The sequence below is a fragment of the Kumtagia ephedrae genome (genome assembly GCF_003012745.1).
Classification (GTDB): domain Bacteria; phylum Pseudomonadota; class Alphaproteobacteria; order Rhizobiales; family Rhizobiaceae; genus Kumtagia; species Kumtagia ephedrae.
The window spans coordinates 77,318-94,133 of record NZ_PXYK01000014.1 but is presented as its reverse complement, the minus strand read 5'-3'; the positions used below and the strand labels follow the sequence as shown (position 1 = coordinate 94,133).

Sequence of the window (16,816 nt, the reverse complement as noted above, 5' to 3'; positions counted from 1 at the left end):
ACCCCGGCGGATGGCGGAATCACTCAGCCGCCGCGAACCTCGGTCGCGTCCCCCGCCGCCACCAGCTCCGGATCGAGCGTGAACAGCTCCTGCGCCCGGCCGACGCCGCGCAGCGCGAAGCGGCCGACCGACACCAGCTTCGCCTGCTCCTCCGCCGGCAGCAGTTCGTAAAAGCTCGGCGAGAACAGCACGTGCCGGTCGACCGAGCGGCACATGGAGGCGATGCGGCTGGCCTCGTTGACGGCCTGGCCGACCACGGTGAAGTCGAGCCGGTCGGGGCTGCCGATATTGCCGTAGAACACGTCGCCGACATGCAGCCCGAGATAGATGGTGCTGACCGGCTGGCCGGCGTCGCTGCGGCGCTGGTTGAGCGCAGCGAGCCGCAGGCGCAGGTCGGCCTCGGCGCGCATCGCCGCCACGCAGGCCTTGGCCGGATCGGAGTCGGTGAAGATCGCCAGCGTGCCGTCGCCCATCAGCTTCAGCACGTCGCCGCCGGCGCCGTGCACGGCCGTGATGACGGCCTCGGCATAGTCGTTGAGCAGCGGGATGAGCTGGTCGGAGGCGATCGTCTCCGACAGCGTGGTGTAGCCGCGCATGTCGGAGAACCACAGCACGGCGTGCAGCGTCTCGGCGATGCCGCGGCTCATGCGTCCCGCCAGCACGCGGCGGCCGGCGTCGCGGCCGAGATAGGTCTCGACCACCGCCGCCGGCACGCGCGCCAGCGACGCCGACTTGATCGCCAGGCCGAGCAGCGGTGTGAGGTACCGCAGCGCCGCGACCTCGTCGTCGCTGAAGCCACCCGGCTGGGCCGTCGTCCAGCGGCTCGCCAGATTGTCCATCTCGCCGAGAATGGCGTCCGGCGCGAACAGGTGCACGCTGGCGAAATAGTCGGTCTGCCCTTCCGCGCCCAGTTCCTCGATGGCCGAGAAGCCCGCCGTCTCGCCGGCATGCAGCCGGCAGCGCAGCTCCCCGCCGCCCTTCTGGATCAGATGATAGAAGGGGCTGCTCTGCCAACCTTCGGTCGAGCCGCCGATGTCGCGTGTGAACTCCAGAAGCGGCTGCTCGTCGCTGTCGTCCTCGCGCCAGCGGAAGCCGCGGCCTTCATAGATCGGATGCAGCGTGTCGATGATGACGATGGCGCGGCCGAGCGCCAGGCCGGCCGCCTGGCAGCGCTCGCAGAAGCCATGCAGCAGCGCGATCTCGCCCTCGCCCTCCAGACCCTTTTCGGAGAGCCAGGCCGCTATGGCGTCGACGTCGCGCTTGTCCATGCCCACAGAGTGCACAGCCGGGCGGTACCGCGCAAGCGGGACGACTGCAGGGCCTACCCTTCGACGTGGCCGCCCTTCAGTGCAGCACGAGCAGGTCGTTGGAGGAGAAGCTGATCTCCGTCTTGTCGCCTACCGTCGGCGGCGGCGTGGCCGAGTTGTTGAAGGTGTCGAGCGAGACGATCCCGCTGCCCAGCCCGACCCGCACGCGGATGACCGAGCCGAGGAAATGCACGTCGGCGATCTGCCCTTGCAGGCTGGCGTCGTGGCCGGGTTTCGGCCCCAGCGCGATCGCCTCCGGCCTCAGCGCCAGCGACAGCTGGTCTCCGGTCTTCGAGCCGTTCAGCTTGCCCTTCAACGACAGCTCCTGGCTGCTGATGCGCACCTTGCCGGCGGCGGCGTCGCTGACCACCCCTTCCAGCACGTTGAGCGTGCCGACAAAATTGGCCACGAATTTCGTCGCCGGCCGGTTGTAGATCTCGAACGGCGTGCCGACCTGCTCGGCCTTGCCGCCATACATCACCACGATGCGGTCGGAGATCGACAGCGCCTCTTCCTGGTCGTGGGTGACGAAGATGGTGGTGATGCCCAGTTCCTTCTGGATCATCCGGATCTCGTCGCGCAGCGACACGCGCACCTTGGCGTCGAGCGCCGACAGCGGCTCGTCGAGCAGCAGCAGCTTCGGCTTCGGCGCCAGCGCGCGCGCCAGCGCAACGCGCTGCTGCTGGCCGCCCGAAAGCTGGTAGGGATAGCGGTCGCCGAATTCCGGCAGCTTGATCAGGTTGAGCATCTCGGCGACGCGTCTGTCGGCATCGGGCTTCGGCATGCCGGCAACCTTGAGGCCAAACCCGACGTTCTGCGCGACCGTCAGGTTGGGGAACAGCGCATAGGCCTGGAACACCATGCCGACATTGCGCTGGTTGGGTTTCAGACGCGTCACGTCCTTGCCCGCGACTACGATGCGGCCCGAACTCGGCTCCTCGAAACCCGCGACCATCCGCAGCACCGTGGTCTTGCCGCAGCCGGAGGGGCCGAGGAAGGACACGAACTCGCCGCGTCCGACATCGAGGTTGAAGTCCTGGACGACGGTCGTCGGCCCGAAGCTCTTGCGGATGTGTTCGATCTGGAGAAAGGGATCTGCCATTGTCGGTCCCTGTAAATCAGTGCAGTTGCGTCGGAGGCTTGGGCGCCAGCCGTGCAACGATCTGGATGAGGCCCATGCAGAGCCAGGTGATGCCGAAGGAGATCACCGCCAGCGCCGAGGGCTCGTAGGCCTTGTTGGCGCCGACAAGCTGGAGATAGGGACCGAAAGCGGGTCGGTTCAGCAGTGCGGCGAGCGTGAATTCCCCGATGACGATCGCGAAGGTAAGGAAGGCGCCGGACAGCACCGCCACGAAGACGTTTGGCAGGATCACGCGGCCGAAGATCGTCGGCCACCCTGCGCCGAGCGACTGCGCAGCCTCCGTCAGCGTGGCGACATCGATGCTCCGCAGGCCGGTATCGACTGCGCGGTACATGTAGGGCAGGGCGAGTGCCGTGTAGCCGAACATGAGGAGGATATCGGTCCCCATGGAACTGCCCGTGAGCGGCAGCCAGCTCGATGTGTTGTAGAGCCGGATATAGCCGAACACGATGACGATGGCCGGGATCACCAGCGGCATCAGGGTGATGAACTCCACCACCGGCCGCAGGCCCGGCATCTTGAGCCGGACCCAGTAGGCCGTCGGCACGACGAGCAGCACGCCGAACACGATCGTGAACAGGGCCATGACCACCGAATAGGTGAAGGTCTGGCGGAACTGCGGATCCGCAAGCACCGACGCATAGGCGTCGAAGGAGTATTCTCCCCGCCGCATGGACAGCGAAAATTCGGTCATGCCGACCAGCGGCAGGATGAAGATGAGCGATCCCAGCAGGAACGCGATCCATGCGATCGCGCGCTTCATTTCTGCCACCTCTCGGTGCGGGCGCGCAGCCACAGATACAGTGCGTTGGCAAGCCCGGTGATCACGATCATGCCGAATGCCAGCGCATATCCGAGCCCCGGGCTGCCGAGCACGTCGCCGCGTATCTGCGAGAACAGCAGGATCGGCGCGATGTTGAGCTGCGGCCCGGCCAGCGCAAAGGCGGTCGCGACGGCACCGAAGGAATTTGCGAACAGCAGCGCGAACGTTCCGAGCAGAGACGGCAACAGGATCGGAAATGCCACCATGCGCCAGTACTGCGCACCCGTCGCGCCGAGGATCTCCGCCGCCTCGCGCCATTCACGCCGCAGGGCGTCGAGCGCCGGCGTGATGATCAGGATCATCAGCGGCACTTGGAAGAACATGTAGGTGGCGATGAGCCCGGTGGTGCTGAACAGGTTGAAGCCGGTCGCCGCCCGCAGGTTGACGCCGAACTCCGTCCGCAGCCACACGGTGATGAGGCCGGCCGGCCCGATGGTCGCGATGAACGCGAAAGCGAGCGGCAGGCCGGCAAAATTGGAGGCGACGCCGGAGAAGGTGAGCAGCGGGGAGCGTATGAAGCGTGGAAGCCCGCCCAGCACGGTGGCGGCGGCCATGGCGAAACCGATCAGGCAGCCGAGCAGCGCCGACCAGAAGCTGACATAAATGGACACCCAGTAGGCGGCGCGGATCGTGGGCGTGTTGAGACCGACGATGTTGGCCAGGGTGAAGCCGCCATCCGGTCCGCGAAATGCGCCCAGCACGATCGAAAGCGCCGGCAGGATGAGAAACAGCAGCGCGAACAGAAAGAACGGCACCACCCCCAGCCACTGCGTTGGCAGGCGGCGCGACAGAGATAAGGTTTGCGACATGCGTTCCGTGGCCCCGCCGGAGGGCGGATGCGGGCTCACTTGGCCCGCATCCGCATGTCAGTGATCACTGCACCACGTTGGCGCCGACAACCTTGTCCCAGCCAGCCTTCACGGCTTCGGAGTTGGCATTCACCGCGTCGAGGCTGGGGAACACGGCCTTCTCGTAGGCTTCCGCCGGCGGCAGCTTGTCGAGCAGTTCCTTGGGAACAGCGCCCTTGGAAACCAGGTCGTTGAACCGGATCGGGTGGCAGTAGCCCTTGAGCCAGCCGAGCTGTCCTTCGTCGCTGTAGAGATATTCCATCCAGAGCTTCGCCGCGTTCGGCTGCGGCGCGTAGGCGCTGATCGCCTGGACATAGACACCGGCGAGAACCGAGTCCGACGGTACGATCACGTCGACCGGCGGATTGCCGTTGAGCGAGTCCCGCCACGAAAGTGCATTGTAGTCCCACGCGATAATGATGGGCGTGGTTCCCTGGGCGAGCGTGCCCGCCTTGCCGATGACCGGGACGAAGTTGCCGGCGTCGTTCAGCTTCTTGAAGAACTCGAGGCCCGCCTGTGCGGCCGCGGCGCCCGGCTCGGCGCCCTGCGCCATGCCGGCGGCGAGCACGCCAAGGATGGCCTGGTTCGACGCCCGCGGATCGCCGGCGAGTGCGATCTGGCCGGCATATTCCGGCTTCAGCAGATCGGCGAAGGATTTTGGCGGATTCGGAACCAGGTCCTTGTTCACCAGGAACGCCATCACGCCGTAATAATCGCCGTACCAATTGCCGTCGGCGTCCTTGGCGTCGGCAGGAATGGAATCCCACGTGGCGACCTTGTGCGGCTGAAGCAGGCCCTCGGCCTGCGCGGCGGGACCGAACGACAAGCCGACGTCGATGACGTCCGGAGCTTGCGGGCCCTTGTTGTCCTTGTTGGCACGAATTGCTTCCACTTCGTCGGCGGAGCCGGCGTCGGGATTAAGTTCGTTGATGGCGATCTCCGGATATTTCGTCTTGAAGCCTGCGATCACATCGCCATATCCGCACCAGCTGTGCGGCAGCGCGATCGTGGTCAGCTTGCCTTCCGCCTTGGCCGCGGCGATCAGCTCGTCGCTCTGGGCGGCGGCGATCGCCGTGGTGACCATCAGCGACGCGGCGGCAAGGGAAAGGACCTTTCCCGTAAATCTGAACATGGTTGTCTCCGTTGGGTTAACGCCGATCGGCGCCCCTGTTGCGGTTATTCTTGTCGTGTGACAGTCGAATGAAACCGGCTGTCAGCCCCTCTGAGGCCGTAAAAATCTATCTATTTTACAGTGCCGTAGCAATCGCCGCCGCAATATTTCTCCGGCTAACCAATCACCCTTCCTTTCCCCTCGCTTTTCTTTCCCCGCCGCCGACGCGTCGCCTTGCGACGCGCCGTCAGAGCCGGCCCTCTATCGCGCTGTCTAGGATGGCCCGCGCCGCCTCCTTGGTCAGCTCCACCGGATTGCCGCCGGTCGACGGATCGGCCACAGCCGACACCGCGATGAAGTCCTTGCGCGCGGCATCCATGTCGAGGCCCTTGATCAGTTCCGGCAGCGTGTGCGGCACCTTCAGCTGCTCACGCAGGTTCAGGATCGCCTTGGCGAAACCGTCGAAGCCGCCCGCAATGCCGAGATAGGCGGCAAGCCGGGCGATGCGCTCCTCCACCGCCGGCCGGTTGAAGGCCAGCACGTAAGGCATGAACACGCCGTTGGTCATGCCGTGATGGGTGTCGTAGAGCGCGCCGATCGGATGCGACAGCGAATGGATGGCGCCCAGGCCCTTCTGGAAGGCGGTGGCGCCCATCGCCGCCGCGGCCATCATGTGCGCCCGCGCGGTGATATCCGTCCCGTCGGCATACGCCTTGGGCAGGTTTTCGAGCACCAGCCGCATGCCCTCCAGCGCGATGCCGTCGGCCATCGGATGGTAGCCCGGTGCGCAATAGGCTTCCAGGCAGTGCGCCAGCGCGTCCATGCCGGTGCCGACCGTGATGAAGGGTGGCATTCCGGTGGTCAGCTCCGGGTCGGCGATGACGATCGCCGGCAAAAGCTTGGGATGGAAGATGATCTTCTTGGTATGGGTCGCCTCGTCCGTCAGCACGCCGGCGCGGCCGACTTCCGAGCCGGTGCCGGCGGTGGTCGGCACGGCCACGATCGGGGCGATCGCATCCGAGTTGGCGCGCGTCCACCAGTCACCGATATCCTCGAAATCCCAGACCGGCCGTGTCTGCCCGGCCTGGAAGGCGATCAGTTTTCCGAGATCGAGCGCCGAGCCGCCGCCGAAGGCGATGACGCCGTCATGCCCGCCCGCCTTGAACACCGCGATGCCGGCCTTGAGATTGGCTTCGACAGGATTGGGTTTGATGTCCGAAAATGTGCCGTACGGCACCTTCGCGTCGTCGAGCAGCTTCAAGGTCGAAGCCACCACAGGCAGCTTCGCCAGGCCGGGATCGGTGACGAACAGCGGCTTCTTGATGCCGGCGGCTTCCAGCACCTCCGGCAATTCCTTGATACGCCCGGCGCCGAAGCGCACGGTGGTCGGGTAGTTCCATTTGGAGACGAGGTTGGTCATGAGGTCTCTCAGAAGCAGATTTGAAAAATAGGCGAAGCCAACGAAGTTGCGCCCCTCCACCGCCTTCGGCGGTCCCCCTCCCCCGTAAACGGGGGAGGATCAGCGTTGGCGAAGGCCGCAGCCTTGGTTCCTCCCCTGCGAAGCGGGGGAGGGGGACCATGCGCAGCATGGTGGAGGGGGCGCCCTCACTCACACAACCTCCCGCAGGTGAAAACTCTTCGGCCGGGTCAGATTGTCATAGCCGAGGGCCGACAGCGCCGCGCCCTTGCCGGTGTCCTTGACACCCGTCCACACCAGCGCCGGGTCGAGATAGTCGCAGCGGTTCATGAACACCGTGCCGGTCTCGACGCGGTCGCCGATGGCCGCGGCATGGTCGATGTCACCAGTCCAGATGGAAGCGGTCAGGCCGTAAGGAGAATCGTTCATCAGCGCGATCGCCTCCTCGTCGTTGCGCACCTTCATGATGCCGACGATCGGCCCAAAACTCTCCTCGCGCATGACCGACATCTGGTGGTCGACATCGGTCAGCACCTCCGGCGCCAGATAGGGCGAGCCGGCGACGTCCTTGTCGACCTTCATGTTGATATGCGCGGTCGCGCCCTTGCGCAGCGCCTCCGCCTTCTGCTCGCGAATGAAGTCGGCAAACCGCGCCTGCGCCATCGGCCCAAGCGTCGTGCCGGCGTCGAGCGGGTTGCCGACGACATAGTTCTTCGTCTCGGCGATATAGCCTTCGACGAACTCGTCATAGACCTTCTCGTGCACGTAGACGCGCTCGATGCCGCAGCAGCACTGGCCGGAATTGTAGAAGGCGCCGTCGACGAGGTTCGCCACCGCATGGTCGAGTTTTGCGTCGGGCAGCACGTAGGCCGGATCCTTGCCGCCGAGCTCCAGTCCGAGTGTCATGAAGGTGCCGGCCGCCGCCTTCTCGATCGCCCGCCCGCCGGCCACCGAGCCGGTGAAGTTGACGTGGTCGATCTTTCCGCTTGCGAGCAGCCTTTCCGTCTGCCCGTGGTTCAGAACGAGGTTCTGGAAGACGTGTTTAGGCAGCCCCGCCGCCTCGAACGCTTTTGCAAAACGCTCGCCGACCAGCAGCGTCTGTGCTGCATGCTTCAGGATCACGCTCGAGCCGGCGATCAGCGCCGGCACGATGGTGTTGACCGCTGTCAGATACGGATAGTTCCACGGCGCGATCACCATGACAACGCCGAGCGGGTCTTTCTTCACGTAACGGCGGAACCCGTCCTTGGGGTTGGACGCCATCACCGGCGCGAGCGCCTTCTCGGCGATCTCGACCATATAGGCGACGCGTTCCCTGACGCCGCCGAACTCGCCGCCGTAGCGGGTCGGCCGGCCCATCTGCCAGGCGAGCTCGGGCACGATCTCGTCGCTCATGGCGACAAGCGCCTCCAGCATCTTCAGCATGTAGTTGCTGCGCTCGGCGACCGAGATCTGTGCCCAGCCGACCTGCGCCGCCTTCGCCCGCTCGACCGCCGCGTTCACCGCCTGGTCACTCGCGACCGGCCGCTCCGCATAGATCGAGCCGTCGATGGGGGATTTGAGTTTGATGGTTTCCAAGGTCGGCGTCTCCGATTGTTTTTCTAGCAGGCTATGGCCTGCACATGGCCTTGCCTGGCGTAATCCAGGATTTTGTGATCCCGCGTCATGATGCGATAGCCGTGTTCGCGTGCGGTCGCGATGATGATCCGGTCGGCCGGGTCGTTCGGTGGCATTCCCGGCATGAATGACGAATCGATGAGAACGTTGGATGTCAGTTCGACGACCGCAGAGTAAGGCGGCACGACGAGGCTGTCGAACCAGCCTTTCACCGTCATGGTGGCTGGATAGCGTCCTCGCGAGACAAGGCGCCCAACCTCTAGGGCGGTGATTGGCGAGATCATGACGGACACTCGTTGCGCAGCGCTCTCGTTCAACGCTTGGACCGCTTCCGGTTCCAGCCAGGCGCCATCCGCGATCCACATCGCCGCGCAGGTGTCGAGAAGGATATTTCTATTCATCCTGACTGGCATCCTTCCCGTATTTTCGGTCCAGATATCCACCCCAATCAGGAAACGCCGGCTCCGTCAGATCGACTCCAGGCGGAACCCTAATCACACCCTTGAGACGCCCCCACAGCGGGTGCTTGACCGCGGCCTCGGAATATTCCGCTTGTGGGTTCTCGGCAAAGCCGTCAACGCCAATCGCGCGCTCCGCGCGGCGGAACGTGACCGTCTCGCCCGCCACGTCAACGTCTCCGGTCTCGAAACCCGCCGCCAGCCATTCCTTTGTCATTGGATTGTTGCTGGGGTTGTTGCTCCACCACGCCGGATACTTCTTCGAGGCTGGCAACGTTTCGCCGAGCAGCCGTTCGATCTCATCGAACGACATCGCGATCCGGTCCTCGCCTTGCGTTTCCAGAAATGTGCGCAATGGAGAATACTTGCCCATCTTTCGCCTCCGTAAAGCAGCCAACATTACAGCTTTACCCAGCTGGCAACAATACAGATTGCAGCTTTAGTACCGCTCAAATCCCCTATGCAGCTCCCAGTCCGTGATCCGCCGGTCGTATTCGAGCTGCTCCCAGCGGGCGGTGTGCACGTAATGCTCCACCACCTCCTCGCCGAGCGCCGTCTTCAGCATGGCCGAGCCGGCGAGCGTCTCGGTCGCCTCGCGCAGGGTCTTCGGAATCTCGGGCAGCTGCGCGGCCTGGTAGGCGTCGCCGACGAACGGCGCCTCTAGCTCAAGCTTCTCGTCGATGCCGGCCAGACCCGCGGCGATCAGCGCCGCGAAGGCGAGGTAGGGATTGAGGTCGGCGCCGCCGATGCGGCACTCCATGCGCACGCCCTTGGTGCCCTCTCCGCACAGGCGGAAGCCGGCGGTGCGGTTGTCCTCGCTCCACATGATCTTGGTCGGCGCGAAGGTGCCGGACTGGAAGCGCTTGTAGGAGTTGACGTAGGGCGCCAGGAACCAGGTGAACTCCTTGGCGTATTTGAGCTGCCCGGCCGACCATTGGCGGCCGAGCTCGGTCAGCCCGTAGGGCCCTTCCCGGTCGAAGAACAGCGGCGTCTTGCCGTCGGCGCTCCACAGCGAATTGTGGATGTGGCTGGAATTGCCGGCCAGCCCGTAATTGTACTTGGCCATGAAGGAGATCGCCTTGCCCTCGCTGGTCGCGATCTCCTTGGCGCCGTTCTTCAGGATGACGTGGCGGTCCGCCATCTCCAGCACCTCGGCGTAGCGGACGTTGATCTCCTCCTGGCCCGGGCCCCATTCGCCCTTGGAGTTCTCGATCGGGATGCCCGCCGCCTCCATCTCGTTGCGCAGGCGGCGCATCACCCCTTCCTCCTTGGTGGTGATGCCGATCAGATAGTCGCCGATATAGGGCGAAGCGGTATCGAGGTTCTGCCAGTGTTTCGCCCGCGCCGAATCGTAGCTCTCGGAGAACAGGTAGAATTCGAGCTCCGAGGCGAAATAGGCGAGCCAGCCGCGCTCCTGCAGCCGCTTGACCTGCTTGCGCAGGATGGCGCGCGGCGAGTGCGCCAGATCCTCATGCGTATGGTGGTCCTTGAGATCGTTCAGCACCAGCGCCGTCTTCTCCAGCCACGGTATCTTCCGCAGCGTGGAAAGGTCGGGCTTCATGATGAAGTCGCCATAGCCCTTCGACCAGCTCGCCGCCTTGTAGCCGGGCACCGGCTCCATATCGATGTCGTTGGCGAGCAGGTAGTTGCAGCCATGCGTCTCGTCATAGGCGGATTCGACGAAATACTTCGCCAGGAACCGCTTGCCGACCAGCCGGCCCTGCATGTCGACGGCGGCGGCGAGCACCGTGTCGATCTCGCCCGCGGCGACCGCTTGCTTCAATTCGTCGAAAGTCAGGTTTCCAGCCATATGTCCCTCGTGCGGCGCGATCGCGCCATGCTTCACGTCGCCGTCATGCATCGATGCCGATGATCGCACCAGGCCCGGCCAGGATAGGCCGGCCCCATGTGCACCCCTGAAGGGTCAGCCCTGCGTGTAGACGCCGCCGGCCTTCTTCAGGATCTCGTTGTACTGCTTGAAGATGCCGACCACCTTCGCCTTCAGCTCGCCCTCGGCGGCGACCTCGTCCCAGAACTTGAAGGCGGCATTCTCCACCTCGGCCCATTCGGCGGCGGGGATGGTGGTCAGCTTCAGCTTTTCGCCGGTGGCGCGCAGCTTGGCCTCGCCGCCCCAGTACCACTGGTTGCGGTAGGTGTGTCCGGCGTCGACGCATGCCATCCATAGCTGCTTCAGGTGGTCCGGAATGTCGGCCCAGCTCTTCTCGTTGACGAACCACGAGCCGATCCAGGCGCCCGAGATGTTGTTGGTGGTGAAGTGGTCGGTCACGTCGGCCCAGCCGACCGTGTAGTCCTCGGTGATGCCCGACCAGCTCATGCCGTCGAGCTCGCCGGTCTGCACGGCAACCTGGACGTCCTCGTAGGGGATCGATACCGGCACCACGCCGAACTGCGCCAGGAAACGGCCGGCCGTCGGGAACGTGTAAAGGCGCAGGCCCTGCAGGTCGGCGAGCGAATTCAGCGCCTTCTTGGTGTTGAAGTGGCAGGGGTCCTGACCCGCGGCCGAGAGCCAGACCACGCCGCCCGCATTGGCGTAGGCGTCGCGCCAGATGTCGGCCAGGCCATACTGGCTGAACAGCACCGGCACGTCGAGAATGTGCTTCGTGGCGAAGGGAAAGTAGCCGCCGAACAGCGAGATCTCGACGGGCGCCGCCATCGAATCGTCGTCCGAATGCACTGCGTTGATGGTGCCGGCCTGCATGGCGCGGAACAGTTCGCCGGTCGGGACGATCTGGTCGGCGTAGTAGAGTTCGATTTCCATCTCGCCCTTGGCGGCCTTGTTGAACATGTCGACCGCCGGCTTGGTGACATGAGGGCCGAGCGCCGCGCCGGCATAGGTCTGGAGCCGCCACTTGATCGGTGTCTGGGCGATCACGGCGGGGGCGGCGAGCGTCGTCGCGCCTGCCGCTCCGGCGGTCATCAGGCCGGCCTTTTTCAGGAAATTGCGTCTGCTGTGGATCGTCGTCATCGCTTCTTTTCCCTCTGGTTTGGACTTCATGCAGGTCACTTCGAGTAGACGTAGTTCGGCAGCCACGTCGCGATCCCGGGGAACATACCGATGATCAGCAATGTCAGCAGCATGATTCCGACGAACGGAAGCACGGACCGATAGATGTCGGGAAGCGTGACCTCCGGCGGCGCCATGGCGCGCATCAGGAACAGATTGTAGCCGAAGGGCGGCGTCAGATAGGCGATCTGGCAGGTGATCGTGTAGAGAACGCCGTACCATACGAGATCGAAACCGAGCGCGCCCGCCAGCGGGATGAACAGCGGCGCGACGATCACCAGCATCGCCGTGTCGTCGAGGAACATGCCGAGCCCGAGGAAGGTAAGCTGCATCAGCACCAGCACCTGCCAGGGTTCCAGCCCCAGTTCGCCGAGGAAAAGTCCTTCGATCGACTTCACTGCCCCGAGCCCGTCGAAAACCGCGCCGAAGCATAGCGCCGCCGTGATGATCCAGAAGAACATGCAGGAGATGCCGAGCGTCTTCTTGACCGTATCGTGCATGATCTTCCAGTTGAGGCCGCCCCGCCACCATGCCGCGAGGATCGAGGACACGGCGCCGACCGCCGAACTCTCCACCAGGCTGGTCACGCCGGTCAGGAAGAGCCCGGTCATGGTGATGAAGATCACCAGCGGCACCACGCCCGCGCGTGCCAGGGCGAGTTTCTGGGCGAATGTGTACTCGTCCCGCTCCGCCTTCGTCAGCGGCGGTCCGAGGTTCGGCTGCAGCCAGCACCGGACCACCACGTAGAGGATGAACAGCGACGCCATGAGCAGGCCGGGGAACACCCCCGCCATCCAGAGGTTGCCCACCGGCTGGCGCGCGATCATGCCGTAGAGCACGAGCACCACGCTGGGCGGAATCAGGATGCCGAGCGTCGACCCGGCCTGGATCACGCCGGTCACCATCACCTTGTCGTAGCCGCGGCTGAGCAGCGCCGGCAGCGCGATCGTGCAGCCCACCGCCATGCCCGCCACCGACAGGCCGTTGATGGCCGAGATGATGACCATCATGAAGATGGTCCCGACCGCGAGACCGCCGTGCAGGCCGCCCATCCAGACGTGGAACATCTTGTAGAGGTCGTCGGCGATCTTCGATTCCGCCAGCATGTAGCCCATGAAGACGAACAGCGGCAGCGTCAGCAGCGGGTACCACTTCATCACCTTGATGATGGCCGTGAAGGGTATCTCGATGCCGCCGGTGCCCCACAGCAGCGCCGCCGCCGCCGCGCCGACGAAACCGATGACCGCGAAGATGCGCTGCCCCGTGAGCAGCAGGAGCATCATCGACGAGAAAAGGAGGGTCGCGATCAGGCCGTAGCTCATACCCGGGGCCCCTCTCTCAGCGACTCGGTTCCAAGCGACTCGCCCCGGAGAAACGCCCAGTCCTTGAAGAAGATCGCGATCGCCTGCAGCAGCGTCAGGAAGATCCCTATGTTAAGCACGACCTTGATCGGCCACATCAGAGGCGCCCAGGCCGAGAAGCTCTTCTCGCCATACTGTACGGCGTAGATCAGCGAGGAGATTCCCCCGATCAGCAGCATGACCAGAAAGCCGATCAGCACGAAGGAGGTGACCAGATCGATCTTCGCTTTCCCGCGCATGGTGAAGCCGCTGTAGAGCAGGTCCATGCGCACATGCTCGCCTTCCTTCAGCGTATAGGCGCCGCCGAGCGTGAAATACGCGACCATGACGAACTGGGCCATCTCGACGGTCCAGATGGATGGCAGGAAGAACACCTTCATGATCGAGGCGTAGGACAGGATGCCGATCATCAGGAAAACGAGATACATGGCAAAAAGGCCGGAGTACCGGCTCAGCGCGTCGATGACGCGGACATAGGTTTTTACCGCATTCGGCATTCATCTGCCTCCGGGGAACTTGAGGCCGGACATCTCGGCCGTACAGGCCGGACGGAGGCCGATGGTGACATTCCATCCGGTCATCCGGCAACCTGCAAGGCATCGATCGTCGGCTCTACCTGCGCAAGAATGCCCGCGAGCAGATCCCCCCACTTCCTTTGTCCGGCTTCGTCCCGGATCTCGTCGTTGCGGATTTCGATCATGGCGCACGGCAGCCCGCGCGACCGCGCATGGCGCTCCAGCGTGAAGTAGACGCGGTCCGCCGGTGAGTAGGGCTGGTTGTCGCCGACCACGATGTCGCCTCGCCGTTGAAGAGCATCGGCCATCGCTGCGGAGAGCCGGACGTCGTCGTCGTGCAATATGCCGATCTGCCAGGGTCGGCCTACCCCCTTGTAGACCGGCGTGAACGAATGCAGCGAAACCAGCCAGGTCTCCCGGCCGGCCTTGAGCCGTTCATCGACGAGGCCGCCCACCGCCTGGTGAAATGGTTGCCAGGATAACGCGATGCGCGCCTCCCGCTGCGCAGGGGAAAGGTTTTCGTTTCCCGGAATGGCTGTGGTCTCGCTGATCGTCGGGACTAGGTCGGGTGCGTCCAGCGCACGATTGCAGTCGATGGCGAGCCGCGACACCCGCGATTCGACCAGCGCCGCGTCCAGTTTCCGCGAAAGCAGGCGTGCGACGGGCAGGGCCCCGGGATCCCAGGCGATATGGGAATCGAGCGCGGCGGCCGGAAGCCCGAGCGACGCCAATTCCGGCGGCAGGAAATTCGAGGCGTGATCGCAAAGCAGCACGAAGCGGCTGGCACCGCTTTCGTTGCTGATACTTACGGGTTCGAAGCGGCCCGCGAAGGCCGCCGGACGATCGTGCATTGCTTCCCCGTTCCCCGCGGCGCTGTAACGAATGATACGTTCCAGCTTGTCATTGCGCCATCGCGGATGATTTCATACACTTCGCCGGAGTTTGTCAAACGGCTTTTGGCATTGTGCGGAAAGTCGAGGCGAGCCTTGGGAGGTAAGCAGTTGGAAGCCAGCGTCGCCGAGCGGATCGCCGAGCGGATGGACGGCATGCCGGCGGGCGAGCGCCGCGCCGCGCAGACGCTGGTCGCCAACTACCCGCTGATCGGCCTGAAGACCGTCGCCGACTTCTCGGTAGCCGCGGGCGTCAGCTCGCCGACGATCCTGCGCTTCGTTTCGCGCCTCGGCTTCCAGAATTATCCGGAGTTCCAGGCCGCCCTCCAGGACGAGCTCGCCGAGCAGCTGCAGTCGCCGGCATCGCGCGCCGCGGCACCAAGGCGGACCGACGCCGGCGGCGCTTCGCCGGCTGTGGAGGCGACGCTCGACAACATCCGCGAGACCTTCCGCCACGTCTCGGCCCGCCAGCTCGACGACATCGTGGCGCTGCTCGCCGGCAGGCGGTCGAGCATCTATCTGATCGGCGGGCGCTTCACCGACCCGCTCGCCCGCTACATGGCGGCGCATCTGGCGATCGTCCGGCCCGGCGTCTTCCATCTCGCCGGCCAGGAAAGCAACTGGCGCGACCGTCTCATCGACATGGGCAGGCGCGACGTGTTGCTGGTCTTCGACATCCGCCGCTACCAGGACAGCCTGCTGCGTTTCGCCGAGACGGCGAACCGGCGCGGCGTGCAGATCGTGCTGTTCACCGACCAGTGGCTGTCGCCGATCGCCCGCTTCGCCCGCCACGTGGTCGCCGGCCGCACCGGCATGCCGTCGCCCTGGGATTCCTCGGCGGCGCTGTTGGTGGTGGCCGAGACGCTGATCGGCGGCCTCACCCAGGCGCTGGAGCCGGAAGCGGGCCGCCGCATCCGCGACATGGAAAGCCTGCGCTGATCGGGCAAGGCGCGCCGACCCCAGGCGTCGGCGCTTACCTTACGGATAATTTAGGTGCCAAGGCGCCCGGAAAACGACATAAGCGTCGCTGACAAAATCGGCTATGATGCGTGCGGTGCTTTCTGCACGCCGGCACAATGTCTGCCGTTCTGCCGACCGGGTAGCATCTAACCTGCGGAGCGCCGATGGCGGCCTGGAAACAACTGGTGATCGCGATCGTGCTGCTCGCCGCAGCGGCCTTCGCCTGGGTCCGCTACTATCCGGGCGCGCCGGATATCCTTGCCGGCTGGGGCATCGAGGCCGACTGGGCCCGCGCCGCCACGTCCGGATCGGACGAGGCAGGCGGTCAGGCGGCCGGCCAGGCCGCGCGCCGGCCGGCCACCGTCGTCACCGCGCCGGTGACGGCCGCGACCATCAACGACAAGCTGTCGGCGATCGGCACGGGCCGCGCCAACGCCTCCGTTTCCATAAAACCCTATTCCTCGGGCCGGCTGACCGAGCTCCTGGTCGAGCCCGGCGCCCGGGTGGCGCGCGGCGACGTACTGGCACGGCTCGACTCGGATGGCGAGGAGATCGCCGTCGACCGCGCCAGGATCGCCCTCGAGGACGCGCAGGCACGGGTTACGCGCGTCACCGCGCTGCGCTCGTCCAACGCCGCCTCCACCGTCCAGGTCACCGAGGCGCAGCTCGCCGTGGACAACGCGCGCCTTGCCCTGCGCGACGCCGAGCTCGCGCTCGACAGGCGCGCCATCGTCGCGCCGATCGCCGGCATCGTCGGCATCCTGCCGGTCGAGGTCGGCAACTACGTCACCGCCGAGACGCAGATCGCCATGGTCGACGACCGCTCGTCGATCATCGTCGATTTCTGGGTGCCGGAGCGCTATGCCGGCCTCATCGCGGTCGGCGAGCCGCTCACCGCGACCTCGATCGCCCGCCCGAGCGACCTGCTCGAGGGCGTCGTCAGCGCCGTCGACAACCGGCTGGACGAGCAGAGCCGCACCTTGCTGGTGCGCGCCCGCATCGCCAACGAGGACGACACGCTGCGCGCCGGCATGTCGTTCCAGGTGTCCATGCGTTTTCCCGGCGACAGCTACCCGTCCGTCAACCCGCTGGCGATCCAATGGGGTTCCGACGGCGCCTTCGTGTGGACCGTGCGCGCCGGCCTCGGCACGCGCGTGCCCGTGCGCATCGTCCAGCGCAACACCGAGAACGTGCTGGTCGCCGGCAGTCTCGCCGTCGGCGACCAGGTCGTGACCGAAGGCATCCACCTCGTCCGCGAGGGCGCCGAGCTGCTGATCGCCGGCGCCGAGCCGGCCGGAGACGGCGGCCCCGCCGCGCCGGCGACGCGGCGCAGCGGGTCGTAG

General features: G+C 65.3%; 16 protein-coding genes. 2 read left to right on the top strand and 14 right to left on the bottom strand.

The features are described 5' to 3' along the window. Positions 1-23: 23 nt before the first annotated feature. The 14 genes from C7I84_RS15645 to C7I84_RS15580 all read right to left on the bottom strand — a co-directional run bounded on the left by C7I84_RS15645 (position 24) and on the right by C7I84_RS15580 (position 14,474). Complete coding sequence (locus C7I84_RS15645; protein WP_106773135.1) at positions 24-1,268, bottom strand: adenylate/guanylate cyclase domain-containing protein; 1,245 nt, start codon at positions 1,266-1,268, stop codon at positions 24-26. Between the two features lie 76 nt (positions 1,269-1,344). Continuing rightward, a complete protein-coding gene (locus C7I84_RS15640; RefSeq protein WP_106773134.1) occupies positions 1,345-2,409 on the bottom strand; it encodes an ABC transporter ATP-binding protein in 1,065 nt (354 codons plus the stop codon). A gap of 16 nt (positions 2,410-2,425) precedes the next feature. Then, entirely contained in the window at positions 2,426-3,211 is a 786-nt protein-coding gene (locus tag C7I84_RS15635; RefSeq protein WP_106773133.1) for an ABC transporter permease, read from the bottom strand. Then, positions 3,208-4,080 (bottom strand): ABC transporter permease, encoded by an 873-nt coding sequence (locus tag C7I84_RS15630; RefSeq protein ID WP_106773132.1) that lies wholly within the window; start codon positions 4,078-4,080, stop codon positions 3,208-3,210. Before C7I84_RS15630 ends, C7I84_RS15635 begins: the two co-directional genes overlap by 4 nt. Positions 4,081-4,144: 64 nt before the next feature. Continuing rightward, positions 4,145-5,251, bottom strand: a complete 1,107-nt coding sequence (locus tag C7I84_RS15625) for an ABC transporter substrate-binding protein (protein ID WP_106773131.1) — start codon at positions 5,249-5,251, stop codon at positions 4,145-4,147. 226 nt (positions 5,252-5,477) lie between these two features. Further along, positions 5,478-6,650 (bottom strand): iron-containing alcohol dehydrogenase, encoded by a 1,173-nt coding sequence (locus C7I84_RS15620; RefSeq protein ID WP_106773208.1) that lies wholly within the window; start codon positions 6,648-6,650, stop codon positions 5,478-5,480. A 189-nt stretch (positions 6,651-6,839) separates the two neighbouring features. Beyond that, positions 6,840-8,225 (bottom strand): aldehyde dehydrogenase family protein, encoded by a 1,386-nt coding sequence (locus C7I84_RS15615; protein ID WP_106773130.1) that lies wholly within the window; start codon positions 8,223-8,225, stop codon positions 6,840-6,842. A 23-nt stretch (positions 8,226-8,248) separates the two neighbouring features. Beyond that, positions 8,249-8,665, bottom strand: a complete 417-nt coding sequence (locus C7I84_RS15610; protein WP_165816095.1) for a type II toxin-antitoxin system VapC family toxin — start codon at positions 8,663-8,665, stop codon at positions 8,249-8,251. After that, a complete protein-coding gene (locus C7I84_RS15605; RefSeq protein WP_106773128.1) occupies positions 8,658-9,095 on the bottom strand; it encodes a DUF7662 domain-containing protein in 438 nt (145 codons plus the stop codon). Before C7I84_RS15605 ends, C7I84_RS15610 begins: the two co-directional genes overlap by 8 nt. A gap of 66 nt (positions 9,096-9,161) precedes the next feature. Beyond that, the gene (locus tag C7I84_RS15600; RefSeq protein ID WP_106773207.1) at positions 9,162-10,532 is read right to left on the bottom strand and encodes a glutamine synthetase family protein; all 1,371 of its coding nucleotides are present in this window, start codon (positions 10,530-10,532) and stop codon (positions 9,162-9,164) included. A gap of 114 nt (positions 10,533-10,646) precedes the next feature. Then, entirely contained in the window at positions 10,647-11,708 is a 1,062-nt protein-coding gene (locus C7I84_RS15595; protein WP_106773127.1) for a TRAP transporter substrate-binding protein, read from the bottom strand. A gap of 35 nt (positions 11,709-11,743) precedes the next feature. After that, positions 11,744-13,069, bottom strand: coding sequence for a TRAP transporter large permease (locus tag C7I84_RS15590; RefSeq protein ID WP_106773126.1), 1,326 nt, complete (start codon positions 13,067-13,069; stop codon positions 11,744-11,746). Then, the gene (locus C7I84_RS15585) at positions 13,066-13,605 is read right to left on the bottom strand and encodes a TRAP transporter small permease subunit (RefSeq protein ID WP_106773125.1); all 540 of its coding nucleotides are present in this window, start codon (positions 13,603-13,605) and stop codon (positions 13,066-13,068) included. The genes C7I84_RS15590 and C7I84_RS15585 overlap by 4 nt, the downstream gene beginning before the upstream one ends. An 80-nt stretch (positions 13,606-13,685) precedes the next feature. After that, the gene (locus tag C7I84_RS15580; RefSeq protein ID WP_106773124.1) at positions 13,686-14,474 is read right to left on the bottom strand and encodes an N-formylglutamate amidohydrolase; all 789 of its coding nucleotides are present in this window, start codon (positions 14,472-14,474) and stop codon (positions 13,686-13,688) included. A gap of 150 nt (positions 14,475-14,624) precedes the next feature. Here C7I84_RS15580 and C7I84_RS15575 point away from each other — a divergent pair, with 150 nt between their 5' ends. Together C7I84_RS15575 and C7I84_RS15570 are read left to right on the top strand one after the other, a co-directional pair. Further along, positions 14,625-15,452 carry a MurR/RpiR family transcriptional regulator gene (locus C7I84_RS15575; RefSeq protein WP_106773123.1) on the top strand — a complete coding sequence of 276 codons (828 nt, stop codon included), beginning with the start codon at positions 14,625-14,627 and terminating at the stop codon, positions 15,450-15,452. Positions 15,453-15,637: 185 nt separating this feature from the next. Beyond that, entirely contained in the window at positions 15,638-16,816 is a 1,179-nt protein-coding gene (locus tag C7I84_RS15570; protein WP_106773122.1) for an efflux RND transporter periplasmic adaptor subunit, read from the top strand.

Coding starts and splice junctions, on each gene's coding strand:
- C7I84_RS15625 (WP_106773131.1), bottom strand. CDS start 5,251: ATGTTCAGATTTACGGGAAAGGTCCTTTCCCTTGCCGCCGCGTCGCTG.
- C7I84_RS15620 (WP_106773208.1), bottom strand. CDS start 6,650: ATGACCAACCTCGTCTCCAAATGGAACTACCCGACCACCGTGCGCTTC.
- C7I84_RS15635 (WP_106773133.1), bottom strand. CDS start 3,211: ATGAAGCGCGCGATCGCATGGATCGCGTTCCTGCTGGGATCGCTCATC.
- C7I84_RS15590 (WP_106773126.1), bottom strand. CDS start 13,069: ATGAGCTACGGCCTGATCGCGACCCTCCTTTTCTCGTCGATGATGCTC.
- C7I84_RS15645 (WP_106773135.1), bottom strand. CDS start 1,268: ATGGACAAGCGCGACGTCGACGCCATAGCGGCCTGGCTCTCCGAAAAG.
- C7I84_RS15585 (WP_106773125.1), bottom strand. CDS start 13,605: ATGCCGAATGCGGTAAAAACCTATGTCCGCGTCATCGACGCGCTGAGC.
- C7I84_RS15580 (WP_106773124.1), bottom strand. CDS start 14,474: ATGCACGATCGTCCGGCGGCCTTCGCGGGCCGCTTCGAACCCGTAAGT.
- C7I84_RS15630 (WP_106773132.1), bottom strand. CDS start 4,080: ATGTCGCAAACCTTATCTCTGTCGCGCCGCCTGCCAACGCAGTGGCTG.
- C7I84_RS15570 (WP_106773122.1), top strand. CDS start 15,638: ATGGCGGCCTGGAAACAACTGGTGATCGCGATCGTGCTGCTCGCCGCA.
- C7I84_RS15595 (WP_106773127.1), bottom strand. CDS start 11,708: ATGACGACGATCCACAGCAGACGCAATTTCCTGAAAAAGGCCGGCCTG.
- C7I84_RS15610 (WP_165816095.1), bottom strand. CDS start 8,665: ATGAATAGAAATATCCTTCTCGACACCTGCGCGGCGATGTGGATCGCG.
- C7I84_RS15640 (WP_106773134.1), bottom strand. CDS start 2,409: ATGGCAGATCCCTTTCTCCAGATCGAACACATCCGCAAGAGCTTCGGG.
- C7I84_RS15600 (WP_106773207.1), bottom strand. CDS start 10,532: ATGGCTGGAAACCTGACTTTCGACGAATTGAAGCAAGCGGTCGCCGCG.
- C7I84_RS15605 (WP_106773128.1), bottom strand. CDS start 9,095: ATGGGCAAGTATTCTCCATTGCGCACATTTCTGGAAACGCAAGGCGAG.